Genomic DNA, 24,683 nt, shown 5'->3' with positions numbered 1-24,683 from the left:
GGCGGCAGGCGGCAGGCGGCAGGCGGCAGGCGGCAGGCGGCAGGCGGCAGGCGGCAGGCGGCAGGCGGCAGGCGGCAGGCGGCAGGCGGCAGGCGGGGGCACCGTGGGGCAGCCGTCCGGTGGCCGGCAACCGTGGGTGGCTGTCGGCTGTTCCGAGCGGGCTTTCGTTGGGCTCCCCCACACCGGGGACCCCGCCCATGGGCAGTGCCTCGTCCGCGCCATGTCACTGCCACGAACTCCTGCGCGGGCCCATGGGTCCGGGGCCGACCCGTGCGGCAGCTGAGCTGCCGGGACCACCAAGCCGACCTCTCGGAACGAGTGCATCACCTCATACCGCCGGCCCCCGAGACCTCCCCCGACGGCCGGGCGCGAGGGGGATGCGCCCAGGGGCTCCCCACCGAGCCCGCCGGTCGGCCCGCCCCACGCCGCCAGCCTTCCGCCACCTCAGCCCCCGCAGGCGAACCGAGCCACCCTCCCGAGAAGGCCCGAGCGAGAGGTCCCGAGGGGCCGGGGCAACGCCAGCGCGCGGGCCCGGGGCCAGGCCCTCCGCCCCTCACCCACGAACACGGCACACGCCATACCGGTACGGAAACCCCGCGCTCGGCCGCCCCAGCCCAGTGCGCGCACTCCAGCTCTCTCGGGCTACGGCATACGCCCCGTTCGCCTCCGCCCAGAGCGGATCGACCACCCGGTGGCCGGCTTGCCGGTGCCCCCTCCTGGGCCGAGGGCGAACGGAAGGGAGACGTCCCGTCGCCCACGTCACGCGCCGTCCTGCCTCTGGTCGCCCTCTCTTCCTCGTGCCTTGCGCCTCGTGCCTCCTGCCTCGTGGGGAGGACGCGGCGGCTCAGTCTGGGTGGTCTGGGGGCACGCCCCGCCTCCGGGCTGCCCACCCGGCGGGATCTGGAGGAACGTTGCCTCTGGGGAAGAAGGTCAGGGAACCGGCCACGGTGACGAGTCCCGTTCGTAGTCCTCGCCCACGTGGGCCGCGCAGGCATCGGTGAGTGCCTCAAGCAGGGTCAGTGGATCAGGTAGCGGTGTCTCGGGGGCCGGTTCGCGCAGCCATGTGACCTTGGCCTCCTGCGGGAGGCCCGCCGGCGGAACCAGGACATAGCTGCCCCGGCAATGCCATCGCAGCCCAGGGTGCTCGGCCATGGTCTCCGGGTGGGAGTCCAGTTCGCAGGGCCACCACTCGTCCTCGTCCTCGGGTGTGCCACGGGTGGCGGTGAAGAAGAGCATCCGCTCCTCGCCCACCTGGGCCACCGGGCCCAGTTCCACGGACTCGGCCTCCAGCCTCGCCAGGGCCTCCTCGCCCGCGTCCAGTGGCACGTCCAGAACGTCGTGGCTCCGTCCGGTCGCGGTGATGAAGTTGGCGGCGGTGTCGTTCCTCGCCCACCTCAGAACCTGTTCGGCCTCCGTGGTCGCCTGGGTCTGCCAGGCGAAGGACAGTGGGTGTCTCCCCGGGGTCGGACAGCCGATACGTACGCAGGAACACCCGTAGCCCGAGGGGTGCGCGGCCGGAGCCAGCGGGAAACCGCACTGGACCGCCGCGAGGAGGAGCCGTTCGCGGGTGGCCCCCTCCAGGGCCGCGTCGCCCTGGTCCGCTCCACCCCGTTGCCGCCTACGAAGCCAGGAGGGAAACCTACGTTTGTGATCCATCTACCGCCTCACTCGCGACCACGCCCACCACACCGCTGAGGGGAGGCGCGGCTGGGCCAGGAAACAGAACACCCCTGAGGGTACGAAAACACGACGTACCCCAGCATCCATTCCCCAGATCAGGGGGCATGGCGTTCCCGAACCGTCCACCGTCCAGCCCACGTCTCCGCCCGCCAGACCCGCGGGCGAAGAAGGGAACCGGGAGAGGGGGCGGGTCTTCGGAGATACTCCGGCACCCCCGCGCAGCTCCTCCGCGCTTCCCGTGCCTCGGCACCGGAGCGACGGAGCAGCCGGCGGGCACGGGCCCCGGGGAACAGGCGGACTGGCGACCCTGCGGTCAACACCCGACCCGGGCATCGCAGCAGGTCCCGGGAGGTACGGAAGATCGACCAGGCGTGGACGTCCTCATCCTCGCCGGGGTGGGGGGAATCACTTTCCACCCCTCACGGGGGCGGACCTCGGACAACGGAAGAAGCGCGGGGTTCCACCCGGAGTGGGTGGGGACTTCCGGTCGTCTGGTCTCGTCCCCGCAAGAATCCTCAGCTACCGTGCCTATGGCGCGGCGGCGCGCTCGCGTGCACACCTCCCTTGTTGTCGGCCCCGGCTCTCGCCTGGCCGAAACAGACCCCTGCGGTTTCGGAGGCGGCACCACGGACGCGTCGACTCTCCGTGGGCGTGGTGCCGGTCTCCGGCCGGAGACCACCCTGCGGGAGGTCCACGTCACCGCTCGATCCCTTTCCCGGAGCGAGGCGGCCGGTGCGGCCCACCCCACTTCGGAGGAAGCCCAACTGCCCGACCCGTGCATGGAACTCGGCCCGACGGTCCTCACAAGGGGCCAGGTGGGCCGAGATGTGTGTGGGAGACAACGCACACATCGTCCGCACATCAACCTCGTGAGGAGCCTTCGTTGTATGCACCCCGCCGCTACCTGATGTGCCCCCCGACCCACTTCCGGGTCACCTACTCCATCAACCCCTGGATGGATCCGAGCAAGCCGGTGGATCTCCCCCTCGCGATGACCCAGTGGGAGCATCTGCGGGACCTCTACCGTTCGCTGGGCCACACCGTGGAAGAGCTCGAACCGCACGAGGACCTCCCGGACATGGTCTACGCGGCCAACGGCGCCCTGGTCGTCGACGGCAAGGTGCTGGGGGCGAGCTTCGCCCACCCAGAGCGCCAGGACGAGGCGGCGGCGCATCGTGAGTGGTACGAGACCAACGGCTTCCCGGGCGTGAAGATCCCGGAGCATGTCAACGAGGGCGAGGGGGACTTCGCGGTCACCGAGAGGTGGCTGCTGGCCGGACGGGGCTTCCGCAGCAGTCCGCTCTCCCACCCCGAGGCGCAGGAGTTCTTCGGACGGCCGGTGATCGGGCTCGATCTGGTCAACCCCTCCTACTACCACCTGGACACCGCGCTCTCGGTGCTCGACGACTCCGGTGACGGCGAGGTCATGTACTACCCCGACGCCTTCTCCGAGGGCAGCCAGGCGGTGTTGGCGAAGCTCTTCCCCAACGCGCTCATCGCCGAGGAGGCGGACGCCAAGGCGTTCGGGATGAACTCGGTCAGCGACGGTCACCACGTGCTGGTGCCGCAGGCGGCGGTGGGGCTCTTCGAGCCGCTTCGCCAGCGTGGCTACGAGCCGATCGGCGTGGACCTGGGCGAACTGCTCAAGGGCGGCGGCAGCGTGAAGTGCTGCACGGCTGAGCTTCGCGACTGATCTGATCCACCTTTCCGGCGGGCGGCTCCGCCCGCCGGAACAACCGTTCCCCATGCGCTTCTCCCGTCCCCGTTCGTGCCTGGCCTTTCGTGGTCGCGGTGACCCGAGCCGGGCGGTGTGGTCGTTGCCAGTCCCCTCATCGAGCGGGACCTCTTGCGTGATCACGGGGGGCTGAAGACCCGAGGCGATCCCACCGGCCTTCAGCCCCCGTCGGCGGTCGTGCCCCCGTCGGCTTCCTTCCCGACCGCCGGAATGATGTTGCTCGCGTCGGGAGCGGTCCGCAACGCCTGTGGATAACTATGGAGTTGGACCCCGCGGAGCCACTCGAACCGGTGAACGGAGCACCGTTCCCCTGGCCAAACTCCCTCACTGCCGCTCAAGCTGCCTCTCGGGCGCCACCGAACCCACGTTCGACAGCGGACAGGGAGCTGCGGCGGCATCACCAGCTTCTCCTGCCTGGCGCCCCAAGATCAGGGTCCGGTCACCGGGCCCGGGTACACGGGGGTCAGCATGAGGAAAGCAGGGAAGTGGAGCCGTCTGACGCGGTCGGTCTCGCGCTGGTGGAGACGTGGTCCCGGCGGGCAGCAGGGGTGGTACGGGTCAGTCCTGGGGTGGCGGCCAGCTCTGGCCCCACGCGGCGTTCCTGGCGTCCCGGTAGACGCCGCCCTGACGCTTGCTGACCGTCCGCCGGGTGAGCCCGTCGTCCCGTGCGCACAGGTCCAACAGGACCTGCCCCTTACGCAGTTGGGGCTTGCGGACGATCCGGGCCGGTGCGGGCTCCACCCGTTTCTGGTCGTTCACCGCCGCCACAAAGCTGAACTTCTCGTCCTCCCAGGCCATGGACGCGTCCTTGATCTTCCGATGCAGGGAGGACCGGCTGACCCTGGTGGCGAAGTGGCACCAGTCCCCCGACGCCCGGTTGGCCGTGGCGCCCCGAAGAGGGTCGATGGGGCACTGCTCACTGTGCGGGCAGGGGGCGACCACCCTCAGGCCGGCCCGCACCATCAACTCGCGGGCGGCACGCACACGCAGGTAGCCGTCCGGGGTGCCGGGTTCCACCACGACGAGCGCGGTGGCTCGCTGGGCGAGCGTCGTCACCAGCGCCTCCCGCGAGGCCGGCGGCAGTTCCCCCAACACGTAGGAGACGGTGGCCAGTTCCACGGCCTCTGGCAGCGGCTGCTCTCCCTGGCGGGCCTCAGCGTGCAGGGGGCGCCGCTCCCACCGGGTGCCTCGCACGGCGGGGTCTTCGGACAGCTGGGCCAGCTCCCTGCCCAGGTCCAGGGCGGGTTCGGCCCAGTCCAGGACGGTGGTGCGACGTGGCGTGGAGGGCTCGCCCTCGTCTGGCCAGACCGACGCCGCCGCCCACACCCCCGCTCCGGTGCCTCCGCCGACGTCGAGGTGGCTGGCGGGGTGCCAGTCCGGCCAGCGCTCGGACAGGGCCCGCAGGGAGGCGGCCACCGCCGCGAAGGTGGCGGGCATCCGGTACGCGGCGTACGCGGTCACGTCGGCGCGGTCACGAAGCACGGGGGCGTCCGTGGGAATGCGTCCACGGTAGGTCGCGATCAGTCCGTCCACGGCGGCCGAGAGCCGGCGCGGGGGAAGGCCGTCCAGCAGTGTGGCGAGCCCAGCCCGCAGTTCGTGCTCCGTCACGCCGACAGTCTAGGGAGGGTCGGGCCCTCCCGGAGACGCGGTGCATCGGGACGGGGGCGCACCGCCCTCACGGCGCCCCGAAGCGACAGGGCCCTCCGGGTCAGCGCCTCAGCTGCGCACGGCTCGGGCCACGTGTGTGGCGACCATGGCTCGGGGGCCGCTGTCCGCGGGGCGCCGTACCGGGTGGACCCTGTTGGCGAGCAGGACCACGAAGGTGTCGGTGACCGGATCGAGCACCACGCTGGTGCCGGTGAACCCCGTGTGACCAGCGGCCCGCCCCTCACTGAGAGGGCCCGCCAACTCCCCCATGAACCTCGGCTCGTTGACCACGAACCCCAGTCCAGGGGGCGCGAGCAACTGGGCCACCGAGGAGGGGGTGAGTATCCGGGCTGGCCCGTAGGCTCCCCCGGTGAGCAGGGTGCGGCACAGCACCGCCATGTCCCGCGCGGTGGAGAACATGCCGGCGTGCCCGGCCACCCCGCCCAAGGCGGCGGCGTTCTCGTCGTGGACCTCACCGCGCAGCAACCCCCGGTCGGCCTTGGCCCACGGCCTGCGCTGGTCCTCGGTGGCCGCCGCCCTGCGATGCCAGGACCTCGGGGGCCGGAACCGGGTGTCCCTCATGCCGAGGGGACGGGTGACCCCCTCCTCCAGCAGTACGTCCAGAGGCGCGCCCCCCACCCGTTCCAACACCGTCTGGGTCAGCAGGAAGTTGAGGTCCGAGTAACGGTAGTCACCGCCCCTCCCTTCGGGTTCCTCCGCCCAGACCCGCTCCCACCGCCGGGCCACGGGAAGTTCGTACAGCGGGAGTTCGGGGCGGAGCCCGGTGGTGTGGGTCAGGAGGCCGCGCAGGGTGAAACGGTGCCGCTTCGCCGCCACGAGTTCGGGAGCGTAGTGAGCCACCGGGGTGTCGAGGTCCACCGTTCCCCGTTCGACCTGCTGGAGGACGGCGATGGCCGTGAACAGCTTCGTCACCGAGGCGAGGTCGAACACGGTGTTCTCACGCATGGGCACCCACTGTTCCGTCGGCAGTTCCCTGCCGACGAGGGCCACCGGGTCCCAGGAGGCATAGCGCAGGGCCCAGCCGGTGGCGTGCTCCAGGGCCACGTAGGGGCCTCGCCCGATCAGGGTCACCGCACCGGCACACCATCCCTTCTCGGGGAGGCGGTCCAGGTCGTCGACGAGCACCCGCAGTCGTTCCACTCTCAGCCCGGCCCGTGCGGGATCGGCCGGTCTCAGTCTTGTGTACGCCACGGCCGGCACAGTCCCAGGAAGCAGAAGGAAGCGAGCAGCACGGCCACCAGTTGCACCGTCGCCATCGGTACGGCCGTTCCCTCACCCGCGATACCCACCAGTGGTGTGGCCACGGCCCCCATCAGGAACTGACTGGTGCCGATCAGTGCGGAGGCGGAGCCCGCCGCGTGGGAGGCGCGCATCAGGGCCCGCGAGGAGGCGTTCGGCATGATCAGAGCCATCGCCGACATCAGGACCAGGAGTCCGCCGGCGATCATCCAGAGGTCGGCGTGACCGACCACACCCGAGGTCATCACCAACAGGGCGACGGCGGCGATCGTCACCACCGCCAGCCCGACGGCCACCGTACGGTCAGCGGACACCCGCCCCACCAGAAGCCGGCCGTTGACCTGGCTCATGGCCACCAGCCCCACGGAGTTGACCATGAACAGCAGGCTGAACATCTGGGGCGAGGCGCCGTAGAGCTTCTGCACCACGAAGGGTGAGGCCGACACGTAGGCGAACAACGCGGCGAAGGACAGGCTCGCCGTCAGCACGTAACCGCTGAACACCCGGTCCGCGAGAAGGCCTCGCGTGACCCGTAGGGAGGTGACCAGGCCCCCGGCCTGCCGTCGGCTCGGCGCCAGAGTCTCCGGCAACAGGCGCAGTACCACCAGAGTCAGGAGGACGCCCATCACGGCGAGGGCCACGAACACCCCACGCCAGTCGGTGAAGCGCAGCAGTTGGGCACCGAACACCGGGGCCAGGATGGGTGCCGCACCGGAGACCAGCATCAGCGTCGAGAAGAAACGCGCCATGGCCAGCCCGTCGAACAGGTCACGCACGATGGCACGAGCGATGACGATGCCGGCGGCCCCACACAGCCCCTGGAGCGCCCGAGTGGCGACCAGGGCCTCAAGGTTCGGCGCCAGCGCGCACCCGACGCTGGCGAGGGTGTAGGCGCTGAGCCCCACCACGAGGGGACGCCTACGGCCGAAGCGGTCACTGAGTGGGCCCGCGACCAGCTGGCCGAGAGCGAGCCCCAACATGCAGGCGGTGAGGGTGAGTTGGGCCGCCGCCGCACTGCTGTGCAGGGTGTGGCCGACCTCGGGGAGGGCCGGGAGGTAGAGATCCATGGAGAGGGCGGGCATCGCGGTGAGCCCACCGAGGATCAACGTCAGTAGCAGACCCACCCGTTGCGCGCGCCCCAGCGAGGGCGCCAGTGGCCCGACCTCGGAGTCAAGTGGTTCCCCCACCTCGGTAGCGGGAGGTTCACCGCCGTGGAGTGCCTTGCCCGGGGCTGTCGAAGTACCGGACGGCGCGGGCGGCATCCCTTCCTGCCCACCCCCGGCACGGTTGCCCCGTATCCGCCGCAGCAGCCCACGGCCCCGTCCGAGGCGGGGCGGGCGTATGGGGGTGGCCCCCGTGGTGATCTCGCCGGCCGAGGGTGTCCGTGCCAGAGCCGGTTCCCCCGGCATCTCGTGCGAGGGGGCGCCGGAGTCGCCCACCGGAACGGAACGATCACCTCCGTCGAGAGGTCGCCCCCGGTCCCCGTTCGGCCCTCCCTCCGCCTCGGGCGTTCGGAGGCCCGAACGAGGTGATGAGGATGGCTCTTTGGTCGGGGGGCGGGGGCAGGGCTCCGTCATACACCTCTCCAGGGGCGATCAGGTTCGCCCCCATTGTCCCAGGTACGCGAATCGACCCAGGTTGGGAATGGGGCCGTTCTCGGTCCGACAGCACACCGGCAGCACACACGAGGGTGGTTCGCCTCCCCAACGGCCCTGTCGGGGAGGGGAGTTCCCGCGTCCGCACACCAGCCCCCGTCATCAGCGGTCACGCCCCCTCCCCGCACCACGGCAACCTCCCGCCCAGCCCTCCAGGGAGCACCGTCCGACACCAGACAGCCCCGTGACAGGGATCACCCGGGCCCCTCGGCTACCGGGTCACCACCTCACCTACCCAGAGCCGGTATCCCCCTTCCTCACGCGGCCGGCGCAGTGGCCGCCACAAGGGCAGGTCGAGGTGGGGAGCAGACCCACGCCCTCCACTGGTGAGCCACTGTCGTCGTCCCACGGACACGGCCAACCCCCGGAAGCCCGGCCGCCGACCTCGCCCACACTGACTCCCCCGCCCCCAGCGGCAAGGCCACTGACGGCGAACCCATCCGTACCGCCACTCACCCGGCCGCAGGGCCACAGCACACCCACAGCAACGACAGCGCGGGACGCTTGCCCCGCACCGACGAGACCCGGGGCTCGCCAACGAACAACTGTTGGCAGTACCGCTACGACCCGGAAGGCAACGTCACCTCACACGGCACAGCCGAGGGCTGCCCCCGCAGAACCACGTACCAAGGACAACGGCAGCGCCGGCTGGTCCTACGACGAGGCCGGCCAGCACCAGCGCCACCAACGGGACACCACGTTCGCCCCAGGCCGAGGGAACCGCCAACTCGATGACCGCGACGGAAGGAGCCGCTCCCACCTCCCCAACGCCCCGGCCGGCCCCACCGTCGCCATGTCGACAACAACGGCGAGAGGACCGCCCCGTACCGCGACCCCAGGTCTCACCGTGGTGCCCGCTCCAGGGGAAGTCACGGCGCGTGCCTCGTCCCCGCCGACACCTGGGCGGACCGCAGCTCGCCGGTGAACCCCGGGGCCCGGTCCTCACCGGTGTCGCGCTCGTACCGGTACGGCTCGGGCACAGCCGACGAGGGCCTGCCGGCAGGCCACCAGTGCGGTCAGTCCTGCCCCGGCTCCGAACCGCCCTCGGGGAGGTGCCGGATCTTCTCGAAGGGGTAGCTGCCGATCACGACCACCACCATCCCGTATCCCGCGTACACCAGCAGTCCCCACAGGGAGAGGGATCGGCCGCCGTCGCTGAGCAGGACACTCACCAGCGGAGGGAGCGGCGCCAGGCTGAGGACGGCGGCACCGGTGCACCAGTGCCGCACCAACGCGTTGGCGCGACGCACCAGTTGAGGATCCGTACGCACCCGCTCGGGAATCCGGTCACCGTACGCGGGGTCGCAGATCCGACCCCGGTAGCCGAGGCAGGCCACCCATGCGCTGGCCACGGCCATCACCACGAAGCTCCCGAAGATCACCCAGTAACCCAGAACTCTCCCCCCTCGTCACGCTGCGGGCCCGTAGGGCGTGGGCCTCGGATCAGTCCCGTACCGCGAGTGACGGTTCGGGGGCATCCTCCCCCCGCGGGGCGAGGCGCCGTAGCAACAGGCCGGCCAGAGCGGTGGTGACCAGCATCAGGATGCCGTAGACGGCGGAGGGGACGGCCATCTCGGTGCTGTCCAGCAACGCGGGGCTGAGAGCGATGGCGAGCGCCAGGGTGGTGTGGTGTACCCCGATCTCCATGCAGGCGGCGACCGACTGCCGGTGGCTGACCCGCGCCAGTCGGCTGGCCCCGTAGCCGACGGTGAGCGAGGTCAGGCTGAACAGCAGGGCGACCAGTCCGACGTCACGGAAGTAGTCGCCGGCGTGGGAGCGCTCCATCACCAACGCGCCGACCACGACCGCGAACAGCACCACCACCGAGACCACCTTGAGGGGCCTTTCGCACCGCAGGGCGAAGGCCCGCGAGCGGGCGCGCACCACCATGCCCACCGCGACCGGGACGAGCACCATGGCGAAGACCTGGAGGGTCTTCTCGAAGCGCAGGCCGAGGGACTCGGTGTCCCCCATGAAGTAGCTGAGGGAGAGGTTGACGACCAGAGGCAGGGTGAACACCGCGATGACGGCGTTGACCGCGGTCAACGTGATGTTGAGGGCGACGTCGCCGTCGAACACGTGGCTGTAGACGCTGGCCAGGGTGCCCCCGGGAGAGGCGGCCAGCAGCATCATCCCCACCGCGAGCGCGGGTCTAAGGTCGAAGGCGATCACCAGCATGAAGCACAACCCGGGCAGCAGCACCAGCTGGCACCCCAGCGCCACCACCACCGCACGGGGGTGGTGGGCGACCCTACGGAAGTCGGCCAGGGTGAGCCCCATACCGAGGCCGAACATGATCACGCCCAGGACGAGCGGCAGCATCACGGAGACAAGAGCGGAATCCACGGGCCCCAGACTGCGGCCCCTGGCCCCTGACGTACAGCCCATGGGGGCACGGCGTTGCCCAACGCCTCCCCCGCCAGGCCTCGCCCGACCCGGTGAGCCGGTGTCGCGAGCGTCTCCCCTCGCTCCCTGCCCCCGCCGTCGAGGCCCCTCGGGGTGGTCGATGCCAGGTTGCCCCTCGTTCCGCACCGCCCCGGGGGCCGCGAAGCGAAGGAGGTCGGCCCCCGAGCGGGGCGCCGGACGGTAATCGCGTTGCCGCCGCCACCCGGGCACGGGAGCATGACGGGGCATGAACGTACCTCCCGAAATCCTCCGTAACGACCAGGTGGAACTGCGCCGATGGCGTGCCGCCGACCTCGACGCCCTGGATCGGGCGATCCACGAGTCGCTGGACCACCTGCGCCCCTGGATGCCGTGGGCGGCCAGCCACGACCGGCGGCAGGCGACCGAGTTCCTCGCCCGGAACGAGACCGAGTGGCGGGAGGGGGAGGCCTTCGGCTACGCGGTCACCGTTCGGGGAGCGTTGGTCGGTGGTTGCGGCCTGATGCGCCGTATCGGCGCCGGCGGTCTCGACATCGGCTACTGGATCCACCCGGACTGGACCCGACGCGGGCTGGCGACCATGGCCGCCGGTGCCCTGACCGGGGAGGCGTTCCGGCTGACCGGCATCGACCGGGTCGAGATCCATCACGACGCGGCCAATCCGGCCAGTGGCGCGGTGGCCCTGCGGCTGGGGTTCACCGAGGTGTCCCGTGCGCCGGACCCGGAGGGGCCCAGCGCCCCCGGCGAAGCGGGGGTAAAGGTCGCCTGGCGGACCACCGTGGACCAGTGGCGCGCCAGGTCGGCGGAGCCCGTACGCGGAACCCACTGAGCCCAGGGCCCCGTACGACGAACGCGCGGTCCGCCCCTGCCCCGTGCCGCGACAGGCCCCGTCGCCATACGAGCGCCGTACGAACTGGGCAGGTCACCGCGACCGACCGACGGCCCCATCCCGTACCGGCCATCCACGTTGCCCGCGCGCACCGGTCCCGTACCGTCTCAGGCCGTCGCCGCGCCCCACGCCCGCGCCCTACGGTGGAGCCATGGAGGACCCCCGAGAACTGCTCCGGTCGATCCTGGACCTCGCCGGCGGGCACCCCGGCGTCCACGCGGTCGTACAGACCGGTTCCCGTGCCCGGGGTGACCGGGTGGACCGCTACTCGGACCTGGACATCGAGCTGATCGGACCCGGTACCGGTGAACTCGTGGGCCAGGAGGGGTGGTTGAGGTCGATCGAGCCCACCCTGGTGGCGCTGCACCTGGCCAACGAGGCCGAGGACGCCCCGGACTGGCCCACCTGCCTCGCGGTGTTCGAGGGTGGGCGGAAGGTCGACTTCACCCTCGCCGGTACCGAACGGCTGACCCGCATGGTGCGTGAGGGGCTGGACCCCCTCTACCGGCGCGGGTACCGGGTGCTGCTGGACCCGTACGGGCTCGCCCGGGGCCTGCCCGAACCGGTGCCGGGCCCGCCGCCCTGGCACCCGCCCACGGCCGGGGAGTTCCGTGACGGTCAGACCACGTTCTGGTTCGAGGCGACCCAGGTGCCGGTGTACCTGGCACGCCGGGACCTGTGGCACGCCCAACTGCGCCTGGCCGAGATGCGGGAACAACTGCTGACCCTGCTGGAGTGGAACGCCCGCGCCCGCTCCTCGGGGGCGGTGGACACCTGGCACCTGGGTCACCATGTCGACTCCTGGACACCGGCCGCCTACCGTGAGGCACTCCCCTCGGTGTTCCCCGGCTACCACCGCGACGAGATGTCCGACGCCCTCCGGGCAGCGACAGGGCTGTACGCCACGGTCGCCGAAGAGACCGCGCACCTGCTGGACCTGCCCCTGCTGCCCCTCCACGCCCCGGTGAGCCGGCACGTACGGCGGGTCCTCGGCGAGGCTTGACCCTGCCGCGACGGCAGGGTTTCTCATGGCCACATGAGGATCAAAGAGCTGGCCTCCATGGTCGGTGTCACCCCCCGCGCCGTACGGCACTACCACCACCAGGGGCTGCTGCCGGAGCCCGAACGCCTGCCCAACGGCTACCGGGACTACGGCATCCAGCACGCGGTGGTCCTGGCGCGGATCCGCCGGCTCACCGACCTGGGCCTGGGGCTGGCCGAGGTACGGGACGTGCTGGCGGACGACGCGCACCGGCAACTCGGCGAGGTACTGGCCGAGTTGGACGAGGACCTGGCCCGCCAGCAGGAGGTGATCGCCGAGCGCCGACGGCATCTGGCCGTACTGATCGAGCGGGCCGAACGGGGTGAACTCCCTCCCGAGGGGCCGGTCTCCGACCAGTTGGCGGAACTGTTCGGGGCGCTGTCCCCCACCGACTCCCCCAGCGCCGCCAAGGACCGCTCCCACCTGGCCCTGCTGGACAGCCTGGTGACAGAAGACCAGCGGGAGGACCTGCTGGGCGCGCTGCGTTCGCTCACCGACACCGCCGAGGGCCAGGCCCGGGTCGGGGAACTGTACCGGCGCCTGGACGAGCTGGCCGAGGCCCCGACGGACGACCCGGCGGTGGAACGGCTGGCCCGCGACCTCGTCGAAGCCGTCCCCGAGCGGTTGCTGCGGCTGATGCGGGACGGGGACCAGGACCCCTCCTTCGAGGCGGCGCTCCTCGCCGACTTCACCCCCGCCCAGGCCGCCGTCATACGACGGATGCTGGCGTTGGCCTCCGCCCCGCCCCGGCGGGAGCGACCGTGACCCGGGTGGGCGCGATACGGCTGGCCCTGGGGTCGGCGTGCGCCCTGGAACTGGGGCTGCTGGCCACCTCGGCCGCCGGGGTGGCGGTGCCCCCACCCGCGTACACCGTGGCGCTGGCGCTGCTGGGGACCGTACTGGCGGCCGAGGGGTGGCTGGTGCTGCGGCTGTTCCTGGCGCACCGGGCGGATGGCGCTTCCCTTCGGGTGGCCCTTGGGCGGACGGTGACCTCGCTGGTGCCGACCGTTCCCCGACGGCTGCTGGTCCACGAACTGCGGTTGCTGCACAGCCTGTTGCTGTGGGTGGGGCGGCGGCGCCACGGTGTGGGGCCCGGGGACCACACCGCCGGTTACACCGGCCCCCAGACCCCGACACTGCAGGGGCTGCTGTTCGTGTCGGTGGTGGAGACCGTGGCGCTGGCGGTGCTGATCCCCTGGCCACTGGTCCACGTGGTGGTCCTGGTGCTGGACCTGTACGGGGTGCTGTTCCTGCTGGGGCTGCACGCCTCCTGTGTGGTCCGCCCCCACCTGGTCACCCCCGACGGCGCGCTGCGGGTCCGGTACGGCGCCCTGTTCGACCTGTGGGTGCCCGCCGAGGCCGTCGCCTCGGTACGGGTCCACCGCCGCTACCCCTCGGGCCGGTCACTGCGGCTGGACGCGGACGGCACCCTGGACCTGGTGGTCGGCGGGCACACCACGGTCACCGTGGAACTGCGTGAACCGGTGGAGTGCGTACGCCCGTTGGGGCGCCGGCAGTGGGTGCGCCGGATCCATCTGCACGCCGACGACCCCGGGGCCCTGGTCGAGGCCCGACGTCGGACGTCCGGGGAGGCCACGGCGGGATGACCGGGGGGTGCCCCGCCGGGGGCCCGGGTGGGGCAGACGAGTCGTGCTGTACGCCGGATCCTGTCTCCCGGGTCCCTCGCGGGTCCCGGGGAGGCGGTCATCCATCTAGGGCTGCCGTCGCCGACAGCCTCCAGCGGTCTACCCGCGAACTCGGGCGGGCCGCCCTCGATCGTCCGCGCAGGGCCGCCGTCCGAGGACGCCGGCCCCTCTTGACCTTGCTTCGGGTGGGGTTTACCGAGCCGTCCAGGTCACCCTGGACGCTGGTGGTCTCTTACACCACCGTTTCACCCTTACCGAGTGGCTCTCGCCCTCGGCGGTCTGCTTTCTGTGGCACTGTCCCGCAGGTCACCCCGGGTAGGCGTTACCTACCACCCTGCCCTGTGAAGTCCGGACGTTCCTCGGCGGAGCCCCGAAGGCCTCCGACGCGACCGCCCGCACGGCTCGTCTGCCGTCCCCCATGGTACGCGGCTGATCGTCGGGCCCGGTCCACGGTGCGGACCACCGGGCGCCGTAGGGTTTGCGGGCAGGTCCGATCCACACGTGAGGAGCCACCGTGCTGGTGCTGTTGCCCCCGTCCGAAGGCAAGGCCGATCCGGTCGAGCGCGCCGCCAGCGGGTCCCTGGACTGGGGGGACCTGTCACTGCCCGGGCTGAACACCGCGCGGAAGGCGGTGGCGGAGGAACTGGTGGAGCTGTGTGCCCACGACCCCGAACGGGCCCGCGAGGTACTGGGGTTGAGCACCGGACAGCGCGCGGAGGTGGCGCGTAACGCCGAGCTGTACAGCACACCGGTACTGCCCGCCGCCGCCCTGTACACCGGGGTGCTGTACGAGGCGCTGGGCCTGTCGGACCTCGGCTCGAACGCCATGGACCGCGCCTACCGGGAGGTGCTGGTCTTCTCCGGGCTGTGGGGCGCGGTACGCCTCAGCGACCCGTTGCCCGCCTACCGCTGCTCGGGCGGGGTACGGCTGCCCCGACTGGGCGGACTCGGCCCGTACTGGCGCTCCCCCCTCCAGGAGGTGGTGCCCGAACAGGTCGGCGAGGGGCTGCTGTTGGACCTGCGCTCCTCCGCCTACGCGGGGATGTGGAAGCCCAAGGGGGAGCTGGCCCAGCGCACCGCGACGGTACGGGTGTTGCAGTCGCGGATCGTGGACGGGGTGGAGAAGCGGACCGTCGTCAGCCACTTCAACAAGGCCACCAAGGGCCGACTGCTGCGAGCCCTGCTCCAGGCGTCCCGACCGGCGACCCCGACCGAACTGGCCGAGCTGCTCAAGGAGTTGGGCTACCAGGTGGAGGCCCAGCCGCCGAACAGGACGGGAAGCCCCTGGCGGCTGGACGTGATCGTCACCGAGGTGTGATCAGGGCCGACCCCGCTGGCTGGTGTCGTTGAACAACCTCAACGAGGCGTTGCCGTCCGCGTGGTGGGCCACCACCGACAGCGAGGCCGGGGCCAGCTCCATGTGGAACAGGGCGTTCACCGGCGCCCCGAGGGCCTGCTGGGTCAGCAGCTTGATCGGTGTCACGTGGCTGACCAGCAGAACCGTACGGCCGGCGTACCGGGCCAGCACCCGGTCACGGGACCTGGCGACCCGTCGGGCGGCCTCGGCGAAGGACTCGCCCCCGGTCGGGGCGGCCTTCTCGGAGGTCAACCACGCCGCCAGGTCGGCCGGATAGCGACGGCCGACCTCCTCGAAGGTCAGCCCCTCCCACTCACCGAAGTCCAGCTCGCGCAGCCCGTCCTCGACCCGCACCGACAAGCCAAGCCGGTCGGCGACCAGGTCGGCGGTCTGCCGGCAGCGCCGCAACGGAGAGCTGACCACCGCCTGTACGGTGCCCCGCTTGGCCAGCGCCGCCGCGACCGACTCCACCTGCTCCCGGCCCACCGGGGACAGTTCCGGGTCGTCCCCGCCACTGCCGGAGAACCTCTTCTGCGGGGTCAGGGCGGTCTCCCCGTGCCGCAGCATCACCAGGGTGGTGGCCGGCGGCCGGTCCGTCGACCAGGCCCCCGCCGTGGGAGGTGTCCGCAGCGCGGAGGACTCCTCCGGTTCGGGCTCCGGGTCGGCGGGCGCACCGTCCAACTCGGCGGTGGAGGTGGACGGTTCCCACTTCCGCCCCTGCCGGCCGGCGTCCATCGCCTCGTTGGCGAGCCGGTCGGCGTGGCCGTTCTTGGCGCGGGGGATCCACTCGTAGTGGACCGCCCCGGGCGGGAAGACGCCGCGCGCCTCCGCCGCCAGCGGGCGCATGTCGGGGTGCTTGATCTTCCAGCGCCCGGACATCTGCTCCACCACCAGCTTGGAGTCCATCCGTGCCCGCACGGTGGCCTCGGGGTCGAGGCTGTGGGCGGCCCGCAGTCCGGCGATCAACCCCCGGTACTCGGCCACGTTGTTGGTGGCCTTCCCGATGAACTCGGCGGTCTCCATCAGGACCTGGCCGGTCTCCGCGTCCCGTACCAGGGCGCCGTAACCGGCTGGTCCGGGGTTGCCCCGGGAACCGCCGTCGGCCTCGACGACGAGGGAACGCCCCGCCATCACAGACCCGATTCGGAGGTGCGCACCAGGATGCGCCGGCAGTTCTCGCAACGCGCCACCTGCTCGGACGGTGCGTCCCGCAGCTCGTTCAGCTCGGTGATGTTCAGCTCCAGCCGGCAGCCCTCGCAACGGCGCTGGTACAGCCGGGCGGCACCCACGCCGTCCTGCTGCTCACGGATCTTGTCGTAGAGCTTCAGCAGGTCGGCCGGTACGGCGGCGGCCAGGGCCTGCCGCTCCTTGGCCGTACCGCTCAACTGCCCGTCCAGGTCGGCGAGGGCACTCTCCCGTCGGGCGGCGGCGTCGTCCACCTTGGCGGTCACCGAACTCACCCGCTCCGACAGCTCCTCCACCCGCTGCTGCACCGACTCGCGGCGCTCCATGACCTCCAGGACCACGTCCTCCAGGTCGGCCTGGCGCTTGGCGAGCGAGGCGATCTCGCTCTGCAGGCTCTCCAGGTCCTTGGGGTTGTTGACCTGGCCGGAGTCCAGACGCTGCTGGTTGCGGGCGGAGCGCTGACGGACCTGGTCCACGTCCGCCTCGGCCTTGGTCTGCTCGCGGGCGGTGTCGCTCTCCTCGGTCTGGGCGGCCACCAGCAGGTCCCGCAGCTGGTTCAGGTCGGCGGTCAGCGCCTCGATCTCGCCGTGCTCGGGCAGGGTCCGCCGCTTGTGCTCAAGCTGCTGCGTGCGGGTGTCCAGTGCCTGGACGTCGAGAAGGCGAAGCTGGTCGGCGGGCGAGGCGTTCAGTTGGGGGCTCCCGAGTCTGCTCTGTGTGCTGCGGAGGTCTGGTGTACTGCGGAGTTCTGGTCGGAACGGGCGCCTTCGGTGCCCGGGGTCCGAGGGTGCGGAGCCGGCGCGTGCGCGGTCCACGGATCGGTGACCGTACGGGAGACGCGGACGCGCAGCCCCCAGCCGTGACGGTCGGAGATCTGGTCGAGTTGGCTGGCCGCCTGCTCGCACCAGGGCCACTCGGTGGCCCAGTGCGCGGCGTCCACCAGGGCCAGCGGCGAGTGTTCGCGCGCCTCGGAGGCGGGGTGGTGGCGCAGGTCGGCGGTGAGGTAGAGGTCCACGCCGGCGGCCCGTACCTGGTCGAAGAGGCTGTCCCCGGAACCTCCGCAGACGGCGACCGTACGCACCGGCTGCTCCGGGTCACCGGCCACCCGGATGCCCTGCGCGGTGGCGGGCAGCCGTTCGGCGGCCCTCCGGGCGAAAGCCTCCAGGGACTCGGGATGGTCCAGGGCGCAGATACGGCCCAGTCCACGGCGCCCCTCGGGGTCACCCGGGTCGGGCACCAGGGGGCGCAGCACCCGCAGTCCGAGCGCCCCGGCCAGGGCGTCGGAGACTCCCGGGTCGGCGCGGTCGGCGTTGGTGTGGGCGACGTGCAGCGCCACGTCGTTCTTGATCAGGGTGTGCACCACCCGGCCCTTGAAGCCGTCGGCGGCCACCGTCGTGGTGCCCCGCAGGTAGAGCGGATGGTGGGCGATGATCAGGTCGGCACCCCACTCGACCGCCTCCTCAGCCACTTCGCGCACCGGGTCGACGGCCAGCAGCACCCGGCTGACCTGCGCGTCCGGGTCGCCGCAGACGGTTCCCACGGCGTCCCAGGCCTCCGCTTCCTCGCGGGGCCAGAGGCTGTCGATGGTGGCGATGACTTCGGAGAGTACGGGCACGGGGAAAGGCTACCTCGCACCGAGGACCCCCTGCCCAGCCCGTCCGGGGGCCCACCGGCAGCCCCCGGAGGTCACGCCAACCGCCCTGCCCGGCCGGGGCGTTGACGCCCCCCGGGCACCCCGGTGGGACCTCCGCCAAGGCCCCTCGGACCTCGGCCCGAAGCGGTCACCCACCGGGGAGCCGTCGCCCCGGTAGCGGGGCGCGCGCCGCGTGGACAGTGCGGCGTCGCTGGGGTGCCTGCGCGGTGTCGGCGCGGCCTGCGCCCCGAGCGCCGACCGGGCCTCGCGACGGTCGGGGCGGTGCTCCTCTGACGGGCCTACGCGCACCCGCGCCGGCCCCTCGTGGCGCACCGTCCACGCGGGCCGCTCCGGGGGCGGTGACCCGGCCCCAGCCCGGGCCGCTCCGGGGGCCGGGTCACCAAGAGAAGGGGTCCACTCGCGCACCGAAGTCACCTCCCGGTGGCCGAGGTCCCCGCTAGCGGGACAGCAGGGGTGGCGCGTACGGGAGCAGCCGGGGCGGCCCCGTCCACGGGGGCGAGGTGCCCGGGGGTACGCCGCCTCGTGGAACGCCGACTGCCCCTACCGTCGGTGGAGTTGCCGTGGGGCCACTCCCCCTGATGTGGCCGGGCCACCGTGACGGCCGGGGTCGGCCGGTGCCGCGTCGTCTGGGGGTCGCTCCCCCTCACGTGGCCGGGGGCCGTCCCGTTCCGTATGACGAGGGGCACCGCACCCGGGCCGACCGCCCCGACCTTTGCACGGCGGTCCACGGCGCCCGGGAGCGCGGCGGCCCGTTTGCCCCACCTCGTGGTGGACGTTCCGCGAACCCGCGCTCGGGAGGTCGGGAGAGAGGCCCCTCTGGGTGCTCCGGCGTGGCCGGGCCCGGTACGAGCGGGGCACCGACGAGGCGACGCTCCGAGCGGCCCCTCACGAGGGGTACCGGACGCCCACCGGGGTCGGGGCACCACGTGAGGGTGCCCGCCGGGGAGTGGGCCGAGGCCGGCGTTGTCCCGAATCACGGCCCTCGCGGCCCTCCGTGGGTGGGGCTCGGGCAGACGGTGGGCTGATGCGGGGCTCAACGCCGGGGTCGGTGGGGGCGGCGTGGCCCGCCAGAAGGTCGGGATGGCCCGGGACATCCCCCGACGCCGGGGACGGAGCGGCCACGTACGCCTCGGAGCGTGACGCGGGGCGCGCCCCTCCAACGGGCGCCCCCGCCACCCGCCGCACCGGCGGGCCCCGTCGCCGGTGCCACCTCGTCGCCACGGCATCCGTGGACACGGCGGAGCGTGGGCACGTACCGCTCGTGGAAGGGAGACGTACTCCGGTGACCGGGCCGGAAGCGGTGTGCGCCCCGGAGCGTGGAGGGGGCGTGTGACGGGGCGGTGCTCCGGGTGCGCCCTGCCGGGCGGGCGCAAGCACAGATGTGCGGGCGGCACCACGGGAACTGTTTCAGGGTCGCCCGTAGGTGTGAACGGAGCCAACTCCCCCTGATGGCGCGGCGGCTGGCGGCCTAGCGTCGCACTGGAGGTGATCGAGCTATGACGGCTTGTGCCACGGAGGGGCCTCTCCCCCTTCATCACGCGGGCACCCGCCCCTCGCTGGTGTTGGCGCGGGACGGTTCCCACGCCGCGCGACTGGTCCCGGACGGTGCGGGTGGCTGCCGGGTGGAGCGCTGGACCCTGGGCCCGGAGCCCTACGCGGTGCCGCTGCCGGCCGAGCAGCCGGAGGCGGCCGACAGCGGGGTGTTGCCGTTGCCGGACGGGCGGGTGCTGGTCTGCCGACGGTTCAGCGACCGCCAGGAGTTGGTCCTGCTGTATCCGAGCGGTTCCCGTATCGCCCAGGTGGATGTGGGGGCGGTGCCGGGCGACGGCCTGGAGTTGCTGGCCGGTCCCCCGACCGGCAACCGGGCCTACGGACTGATCCCCGGCCGCAAGAGCAGCACCCTGTGGTCGCTGGTCGGCGACGAGCGTGGCCCCTGTCTGCTGGCCGAGATTCCCGGCTGGTGCTCCGGCGGGGTATGGCTGGACCACGAGGGGCGCATGTTGGCCCTGGACCAGTCCCTCCCCGGCGACCCGGGGGGCCAGCGGGACGGGGACGCCGACCCGGGCGACGACTCGCCGGCGCGGAGGTTGAGTTCGGTGCCCGACGGCCCGACCAAGACCGTGGTGGTCGACCTGGGCAACGGCGGTGCGGTGAGCCCCCTGCTCCAGTTGTCGGAGCACAGCGAGGACCGGCTGCTGGTGGCCGACCCGGACAGCGGTCTGCTGCTGGCGCGCTCGGACGCCGCCGGTGAACCCCGGTTGTGCTGGGGCGTGTTGGGGGGCGAGCGTCCCCTGCGGTTCTGCCGGACGCTGTCCCCGCAGGGGGTACGGCTGACCCCGTTCGCCATCCAGCCGGGTCAGGTGCTCACCCCCGAGCAGTGTGTGGTCGCCCTGCGGGTGGACGCCGAACGCGACCAGGAGTCCCCGGAGTCGGAGAACGCCGACCTCGCTGTCCGCAGAAACGTCACCGCACATCGGGGTGACACCTGGCTGGCCCTCTGGCGCCCCACCGAACAGGGGCTGCGCCACATGCCGGCTCCCGCCGGATGGTTCGTCGGACAGGGGACGCTGAGCCCGGACGGCGAGCTGCGTCTGCCGTACTCCTCCCCCCAGAACCCCTGCGGGCTGGCCCGCCTGGCCACCGGCACCGTCCGTCTGGAGTCGGCGCCGCGTCCCCACCCCACCTCGGACGAGGCCACTTCGGCGAAGGCCGAAAAGAGCCCCTCCACCAGCGGTGAGCCGACCGGGGAACCGCAGGCACCGGCGAAGCCCCCGGCCGAGCGGACCGGACAGCCCAGACGTCGCAAGCTCACCACCGCCCCGGCCCCCGGGGCCACCACCCCGCCACCTGGGGGGCCCGCGCGGCAGACGTCCCAGCGGGAGGTGAAGGGACCGACGCCGGTGCCGTTGGCCCGCTCACCACTGAAGGAGACCGAGCCGAAGGCGCCGGAGGGCTGACGGTGACCTCAGTCCCGGGGGCGGCAGCGCACCAGACCGTCGGTGAGCGCCAACTCCCCCGCCCTCTCGACCACTTCGGCGGTCAACGAGAACTGTTCGCCTCTCGTGGAGCCGGCGTCGAGGTCGCCCGACCCCCGCCACATCCGCAGTCGCAGCGTTTCGCCGGGGTACACCACCCCGGCGAAACGGGCGTCCAGGGAGAGCACCCGCTCGGTGTCACCGTCGAGCAGGCCGTCCACCACCGCCCGCAGCGCCATGCCGTAGGTGCACAGCCCGTGCAGGACGGGGCGGGGGAAGCCGGCGAGCCGGGCGAACCCGGGGTCCGCGTGCAGCGGGTTGAGGTCGCCGGAGAGGCGGTAGAGCAGCGCCTGGTTCTCGGCGACCGGGTAGTCCACCACCAGGTCGGGGTCCCGCTCGGGCGGTACGTGGCGCCGGGCCGTTCCCCGTTCGCCGCCGAACCCGCCCTCTCCCCGTACGTACAACTGGGCGGTGGCGGTCCACAGGGGACCCTCGCGGTCGGTCGCCTCCGAGCGGACGACCAGTACCGCCGCCCTGCCCTTGTCGTGCACCTCCAACACCCGGGTGTCCAGTCGGGCCCGGCCGCTGGCCGGTACCGGGCGGTGCAGCTCCAGCCGCTGGCCGGCGTGGAGTACGGCGGCCAGGTCGACGTCGACGCCCGGGGCGGACAGGGCCGCCATGCTGGCCATGTGTCCCCCGGCCACGGTGGCGAAGCTGGGCAGCACCCGTAGCCGGGACTCCAGCACATAGGGCAGTTCGGCGGGTGAGGTGGCGCGGCGGCCGGCGCCCAGCCCCAGGTGGTAGAGGAGTACGTCGCGGGGTTCCCACACCAGCTCGGTGCGGAGCGGTTCGGCGGCGAGGACCCGGGTTACGTCGAGGGACATACGCCGTGCTCCTCGACGCGGGAGTCTGACCTCGGTCCGGCCATCCGCACCTGCGACCGGACCGAGGAGTTCAGGATCGGCCCGTCCTTCGCTGAACGCCGACCCGCGAGGGGGACGGCGACGGGCCCCGATGAGGTCACCTGTATAACGCACGGATCTTCCGTGGAAAAGTGCATGATCACTTTCCGGTCATCCTTGTCGTCAACTCCGAAGGTGGCTGGCCCCGTTGAGGTCGACCACCGTGCCCGAACTCCACTCGGCGGCGGAGGAGGCCAACCACAGCACCGCCTCGGCCACCTCCCGCGCGGTACCCACCCGACCGAAGGGGCTCTGTGCCCGCAGCGCCTCCCCCTCGGCGCCCTCCAGTCTGGGCGCCACCCGCTCGGTGGCGAAGAAGCCCGGCGCCACCGAGGTCACCGCGATCCGGTACGGCGCGAGGGCCACCGCCAGGGACTGCCCCAGCGCGTGCAGGGCAGCCTTGGTGGCCCCGTAGGCGGGGTGGTCCGGCTCACCGCGATGGGCGCCCCGCGAACCGACGTTGACGATCCGACCGCCCCGGCCCCGTTCGATCATCCGCCCGGCCACCTGGTGGCTGACATGGGCCGCCGCCAGCAGGTTGACGTCCACGTGCTGCCGCCAGGCGGCCACCCACTCCTCGAACCCGGTGGTCGCGGGAGGGTGGGGGAGGTTGACGGCGGCGTTGTTCACCAGCACGTCCACCCCGCCCAGCGCGGTGGCCGCCTCGGCCACCAGGGCACGCGCCCGCTCCGGCTCGGTGAGGTCGGCGCGCAGCGCGACGTGCCCCTGGCCGGGCAGAGCGGCCAGGGTCGCGGCGGCCTCCTCGGGGCGCGAGTGGTGGTGTACCGCGACCCGGTCGCCGTTGCGGGCGAAGGTCAGCGCCAACTCCCGGCCCAGGCCCCGCGCAGCCCCGGTCACCAGGACCCCGCGCCCGGTGTCCGGGAAGGGGGAGCCGCCTCCCTCTGAGGTCGGCGGGGTGGTCATGTGCGGGCCTGGCGGTCGCGGGGCAGGGCGAGCCACATCAGCAGCACCAGCGCGAGCAGCATCCCGGTACCGGTACGGAAGGCCATGCCGTAGCCGGCGGCCAGGCTGGCGGGGTCGTCGGCGCCGTCGATGCGGGCGGCGGCCACCGTGGACAGCAGGGCCAGCCCCAGCGCCCCGCCCATGGTGCGGGCGGTGTTGGTGATCCCGGAGACCAGGCCGGCGTTCCCGGTGGAGGCCCGCGAGGTCGCCACGGTGGCCAGTGAGGTGGACATCAGGCCCACGCCCAGGGACATCAGCACGCCCGGGCCGCCCACGGTGTCGACGTAGCCGCCGTCGGCGGTCATCGCGCTCTGCCAGCAGTACCCGGCGAGGGAGGTCAACGCGCCCAGCAGGGCGAGGTTCTTGGCGCCGGTGCGCGGCATCAGTCGGGGCGCGATCTGGGCGCCTAGGACGATGCTCAGGGACATCGGTACGAAGCCGATGCCGGCGCGCAGCGGCCCGTATCCGAGGACGTTCTGCATGTGCAGGGACAGGAAGTACCACATGGAGAACATCGAGGCGCCGGACAGCAGGATGGCCAGGTTGGCGGCGGAGACGGCGCGTACCCGGAACACGTCCAGCGGCATCAGCGGTTCCGGGCTGCGGGACTCGACCCAGAGGAACAGCGCCAGCAGCGCCAGTCCGCCCAGCAGGGGCCCCAGCGCCCAGGCCGAGGTCCAGCCGCTCTCCTCGGTGCGGACGATGCCGAAGGCCAGCGCGCCCAGTCCGACGGTGACCAGCACCGCGCCGGGCACGTCCAGCCGGTGGGAGCGGGGCTGGCGGCGCTCGACCAGTACGAGGGCGGCCAGCAGCAGCACCAGTGCCCCCACCGGCACGTTGATCAACAGGACCCAGCGCCAGGACAGCCCCTCGGTGAGCACCCCGCCCACGAGGGAGCCGGCCGCGCCACCGCCGGCGCCCACGGCGGTCCAGGTGCCGATGACCCGGGCCCGGGCGGGCCCCGACTCGAAGGTGGTGGTCAGCAGGGTGAGCGAGGCGGGGGCCAGTACGGCGGCGCCCATCCCCTGAGCCAGCCGGGCGCCGATCAACTGCCAGGGTTCCTGGGCCAGTCCGCCGCCCAGGCTGGCCAGCGTGAACAGTGCCAGGCCCGCGAGGAAGACGCTCTTGCGGCCGAACAGGTCCGCCATCCGTCCGCCCAGCAGCATGAAGCCGGCGAAGGTGAGGGTGTAGGAGTTGACGACCCACTGGAGTCCGACCGTGCTCAGGCCCAGCGCCCGGCGCATGTCGGGCAACGCGACGTTGACCACGGACACGTCCAGTACCACCAGGAACTGCCCCGCGCAGGCGGCCAGCACCACCATCCACAGGCGTGGGGTCCTGGGAGTGTGGGCCTCGCCCCGGCGGTGGGGGTCGGCCGCCTGCGCGGTGGATTCGGTGGCCATGACCGCCATGCTCGCACTCCACGTCAACCTGGGTACACGGGACGTTCGACCGAGGTCGCCTCCTCCCCGGGACCTAGGGTGTGCCGTTTGGATCCGGGGAGATCAGGGAGCGCGTTCTGGTGTCGTGGGCCGTGGGCCGTGGGCCGTGCGAGGCGGAGGGGGTTGACGCGGCGCGTCCGCGAGCCTCGCGGTGATCCGTGCGACCGCCCCCAGGTGCCCGCACCCGGGGCGGAGGGCCGACCGTCGGT

19 protein-coding genes and 1 other RNA gene are annotated in these 24,683 nt (G+C 72.5%); 7 read left to right on the top strand and 13 right to left on the bottom strand.

Features of this window, described 5'->3' with window-relative positions:
* Nucleotides 1–930: 930 nt before the first annotated feature.
* Nucleotides 931–1,656, bottom strand: coding sequence for a bifunctional DNA primase/polymerase (locus ABZT14_RS08525; protein WP_356298683.1), 726 nt, complete (start codon nt 1,654–1,656; stop codon nt 931–933).
* A gap of 931 nt (nt 1,657–2,587) precedes the next feature.
* On the opposite strand from ABZT14_RS08525, the gene ddaH reads away from it, so the two are divergent.
* Nucleotides 2,588–3,373 carry a dimethylargininase gene (ddaH, locus tag ABZT14_RS08520; RefSeq protein ID WP_356299302.1) on the top strand — a complete coding sequence of 262 codons (786 nt, stop codon included), beginning with the start codon at nt 2,588–2,590 and terminating at the stop codon, nt 3,371–3,373.
* Nucleotides 3,374–3,973: 600 nt separating this feature from the next.
* Here ddaH and ABZT14_RS08515 read toward each other — a convergent pair.
* From ABZT14_RS08515 to ABZT14_RS08495, 5 genes are all read right to left on the bottom strand, one after another.
* On the bottom strand, nt 3,974–5,023 hold the full coding sequence (locus tag ABZT14_RS08515; protein ID WP_356298681.1) for a small ribosomal subunit Rsm22 family protein: 1,050 nt from the start codon (nt 5,021–5,023) through the stop codon (nt 3,974–3,976).
* A gap of 108 nt (nt 5,024–5,131) precedes the next feature.
* A complete protein-coding gene (locus ABZT14_RS08510) occupies nt 5,132–6,283 on the bottom strand; it encodes a serine hydrolase domain-containing protein (protein ID WP_356298679.1) in 1,152 nt (383 codons plus the stop codon).
* Nucleotides 6,256–7,509, bottom strand: a complete 1,254-nt coding sequence (locus tag ABZT14_RS08505) for a multidrug effflux MFS transporter (protein ID WP_356298677.1) — start codon at nt 7,507–7,509, stop codon at nt 6,256–6,258. The genes ABZT14_RS08510 and ABZT14_RS08505 overlap by 28 nt, the downstream gene beginning before the upstream one ends.
* A 1,484-nt stretch (nt 7,510–8,993) precedes the next feature.
* Nucleotides 8,994–9,359, bottom strand: a complete 366-nt coding sequence (locus ABZT14_RS08500) for a hypothetical protein (protein WP_356298676.1) — start codon at nt 9,357–9,359, stop codon at nt 8,994–8,996.
* Between the two features lie 61 nt (nt 9,360–9,420).
* Nucleotides 9,421–10,323 (bottom strand): bile acid:sodium symporter family protein, encoded by a 903-nt coding sequence (locus tag ABZT14_RS08495; RefSeq protein WP_356298674.1) that lies wholly within the window; start codon nt 10,321–10,323, stop codon nt 9,421–9,423.
* 286 nt (nt 10,324–10,609) lie between these two features.
* Here ABZT14_RS08495 and ABZT14_RS08490 point away from each other — a divergent pair, with 286 nt between their 5' ends.
* From ABZT14_RS08490 to ABZT14_RS08475, 4 genes are all read left to right on the top strand, one after another.
* The gene (locus tag ABZT14_RS08490) at nt 10,610–11,191 is read left to right on the top strand and encodes a GNAT family N-acetyltransferase (protein WP_356298672.1); all 582 of its coding nucleotides are present in this window, start codon (nt 10,610–10,612) and stop codon (nt 11,189–11,191) included.
* Nucleotides 11,192–11,402: 211 nt separating this feature from the next.
* On the top strand, nt 11,403–12,254 hold the full coding sequence (locus ABZT14_RS08485; RefSeq protein WP_356298670.1) for an aminoglycoside 6-adenylyltransferase: 852 nt from the start codon (nt 11,403–11,405) through the stop codon (nt 12,252–12,254).
* Between the two features lie 33 nt (nt 12,255–12,287).
* Entirely contained in the window at nt 12,288–13,058 is a 771-nt protein-coding gene (locus tag ABZT14_RS08480; protein WP_356298669.1) for a MerR family transcriptional regulator, read from the top strand.
* Nucleotides 13,055–13,900, top strand: coding sequence for a hypothetical protein (locus tag ABZT14_RS08475; RefSeq protein ID WP_356298668.1), 846 nt, complete (start codon nt 13,055–13,057; stop codon nt 13,898–13,900). The genes ABZT14_RS08480 and ABZT14_RS08475 overlap by 4 nt, the downstream gene beginning before the upstream one ends.
* Nucleotides 13,901–13,933: 33 nt before the next feature.
* Here ABZT14_RS08475 and rnpB read toward each other — a convergent pair.
* Nucleotides 13,934–14,344: RNase P RNA component class A (gene rnpB / locus ABZT14_RS08470), an RNA gene on the bottom strand.
* A 109-nt stretch (nt 14,345–14,453) separates the two neighbouring features.
* On the opposite strand from rnpB, the gene yaaA reads away from it, so the two are divergent.
* A complete protein-coding gene (gene yaaA / locus ABZT14_RS08465) occupies nt 14,454–15,257 on the top strand; it encodes a peroxide stress protein YaaA (RefSeq protein WP_356298667.1) in 804 nt (267 codons plus the stop codon).
* Here the strand turns inward: yaaA and ABZT14_RS08460 are convergent, their stop codons facing one another.
* From ABZT14_RS08460 to ABZT14_RS08450, 3 genes are read right to left on the bottom strand one after another with little or no spacing between them, the layout of a single operon-like run.
* Nucleotides 15,258–16,427 carry a bifunctional RNase H/acid phosphatase gene (locus ABZT14_RS08460; protein WP_356298666.1) on the bottom strand — a complete coding sequence of 390 codons (1,170 nt, stop codon included), beginning with the start codon at nt 16,425–16,427 and terminating at the stop codon, nt 15,258–15,260.
* Entirely contained in the window at nt 16,427–17,170 is a 744-nt protein-coding gene (locus ABZT14_RS08455) for a C4-type zinc ribbon domain-containing protein (RefSeq protein ID WP_356299300.1), read from the bottom strand. Before ABZT14_RS08455 ends, ABZT14_RS08460 begins: the two co-directional genes overlap by 1 nt.
* Nucleotides 17,167–18,093 (bottom strand): Nif3-like dinuclear metal center hexameric protein, encoded by a 927-nt coding sequence (locus ABZT14_RS08450; RefSeq protein WP_356298664.1) that lies wholly within the window; start codon nt 18,091–18,093, stop codon nt 17,167–17,169. The genes ABZT14_RS08455 and ABZT14_RS08450 overlap by 4 nt, the downstream gene beginning before the upstream one ends.
* Before the next feature lie 1,661 nt (nt 18,094–19,754).
* Here ABZT14_RS08450 and ABZT14_RS08445 point away from each other — a divergent pair.
* Nucleotides 19,755–21,089, top strand: coding sequence for a hypothetical protein (locus tag ABZT14_RS08445; RefSeq protein ID WP_356298663.1), 1,335 nt, complete (start codon nt 19,755–19,757; stop codon nt 21,087–21,089).
* An 8-nt stretch (nt 21,090–21,097) separates the two neighbouring features.
* On the opposite strand, the gene ABZT14_RS08440 is transcribed toward ABZT14_RS08445, so the two are convergent.
* The 3 genes from ABZT14_RS08440 to ABZT14_RS08430 all read right to left on the bottom strand — a co-directional run bounded on the left by ABZT14_RS08440 (nt 21,098) and on the right by ABZT14_RS08430 (nt 24,444).
* The gene (locus tag ABZT14_RS08440) at nt 21,098–21,991 is read right to left on the bottom strand and encodes a MaoC/PaaZ C-terminal domain-containing protein (RefSeq protein ID WP_356298661.1); all 894 of its coding nucleotides are present in this window, start codon (nt 21,989–21,991) and stop codon (nt 21,098–21,100) included.
* Nucleotides 21,992–22,192: 201 nt separating this feature from the next.
* On the bottom strand, nt 22,193–22,993 hold the full coding sequence (locus ABZT14_RS08435) for an SDR family oxidoreductase (RefSeq protein ID WP_356298659.1): 801 nt from the start codon (nt 22,991–22,993) through the stop codon (nt 22,193–22,195).
* Nucleotides 22,990–24,444 (bottom strand): MFS transporter, encoded by a 1,455-nt coding sequence (locus ABZT14_RS08430; RefSeq protein WP_356298657.1) that lies wholly within the window; start codon nt 24,442–24,444, stop codon nt 22,990–22,992. Before ABZT14_RS08430 ends, ABZT14_RS08435 begins: the two co-directional genes overlap by 4 nt.
* Nucleotides 24,445–24,683: the final 239 nt, after the last annotated feature.

Origin of the sequence: Streptomyces sp. NPDC005438, assembly GCF_040606315.1 — a bacterium.
GTDB lineage: Bacteria > Actinomycetota > Actinomycetes > Streptomycetales > Streptomycetaceae > Streptomyces.
This window is presented reverse-complemented; position numbering and strand designations above follow the sequence as displayed.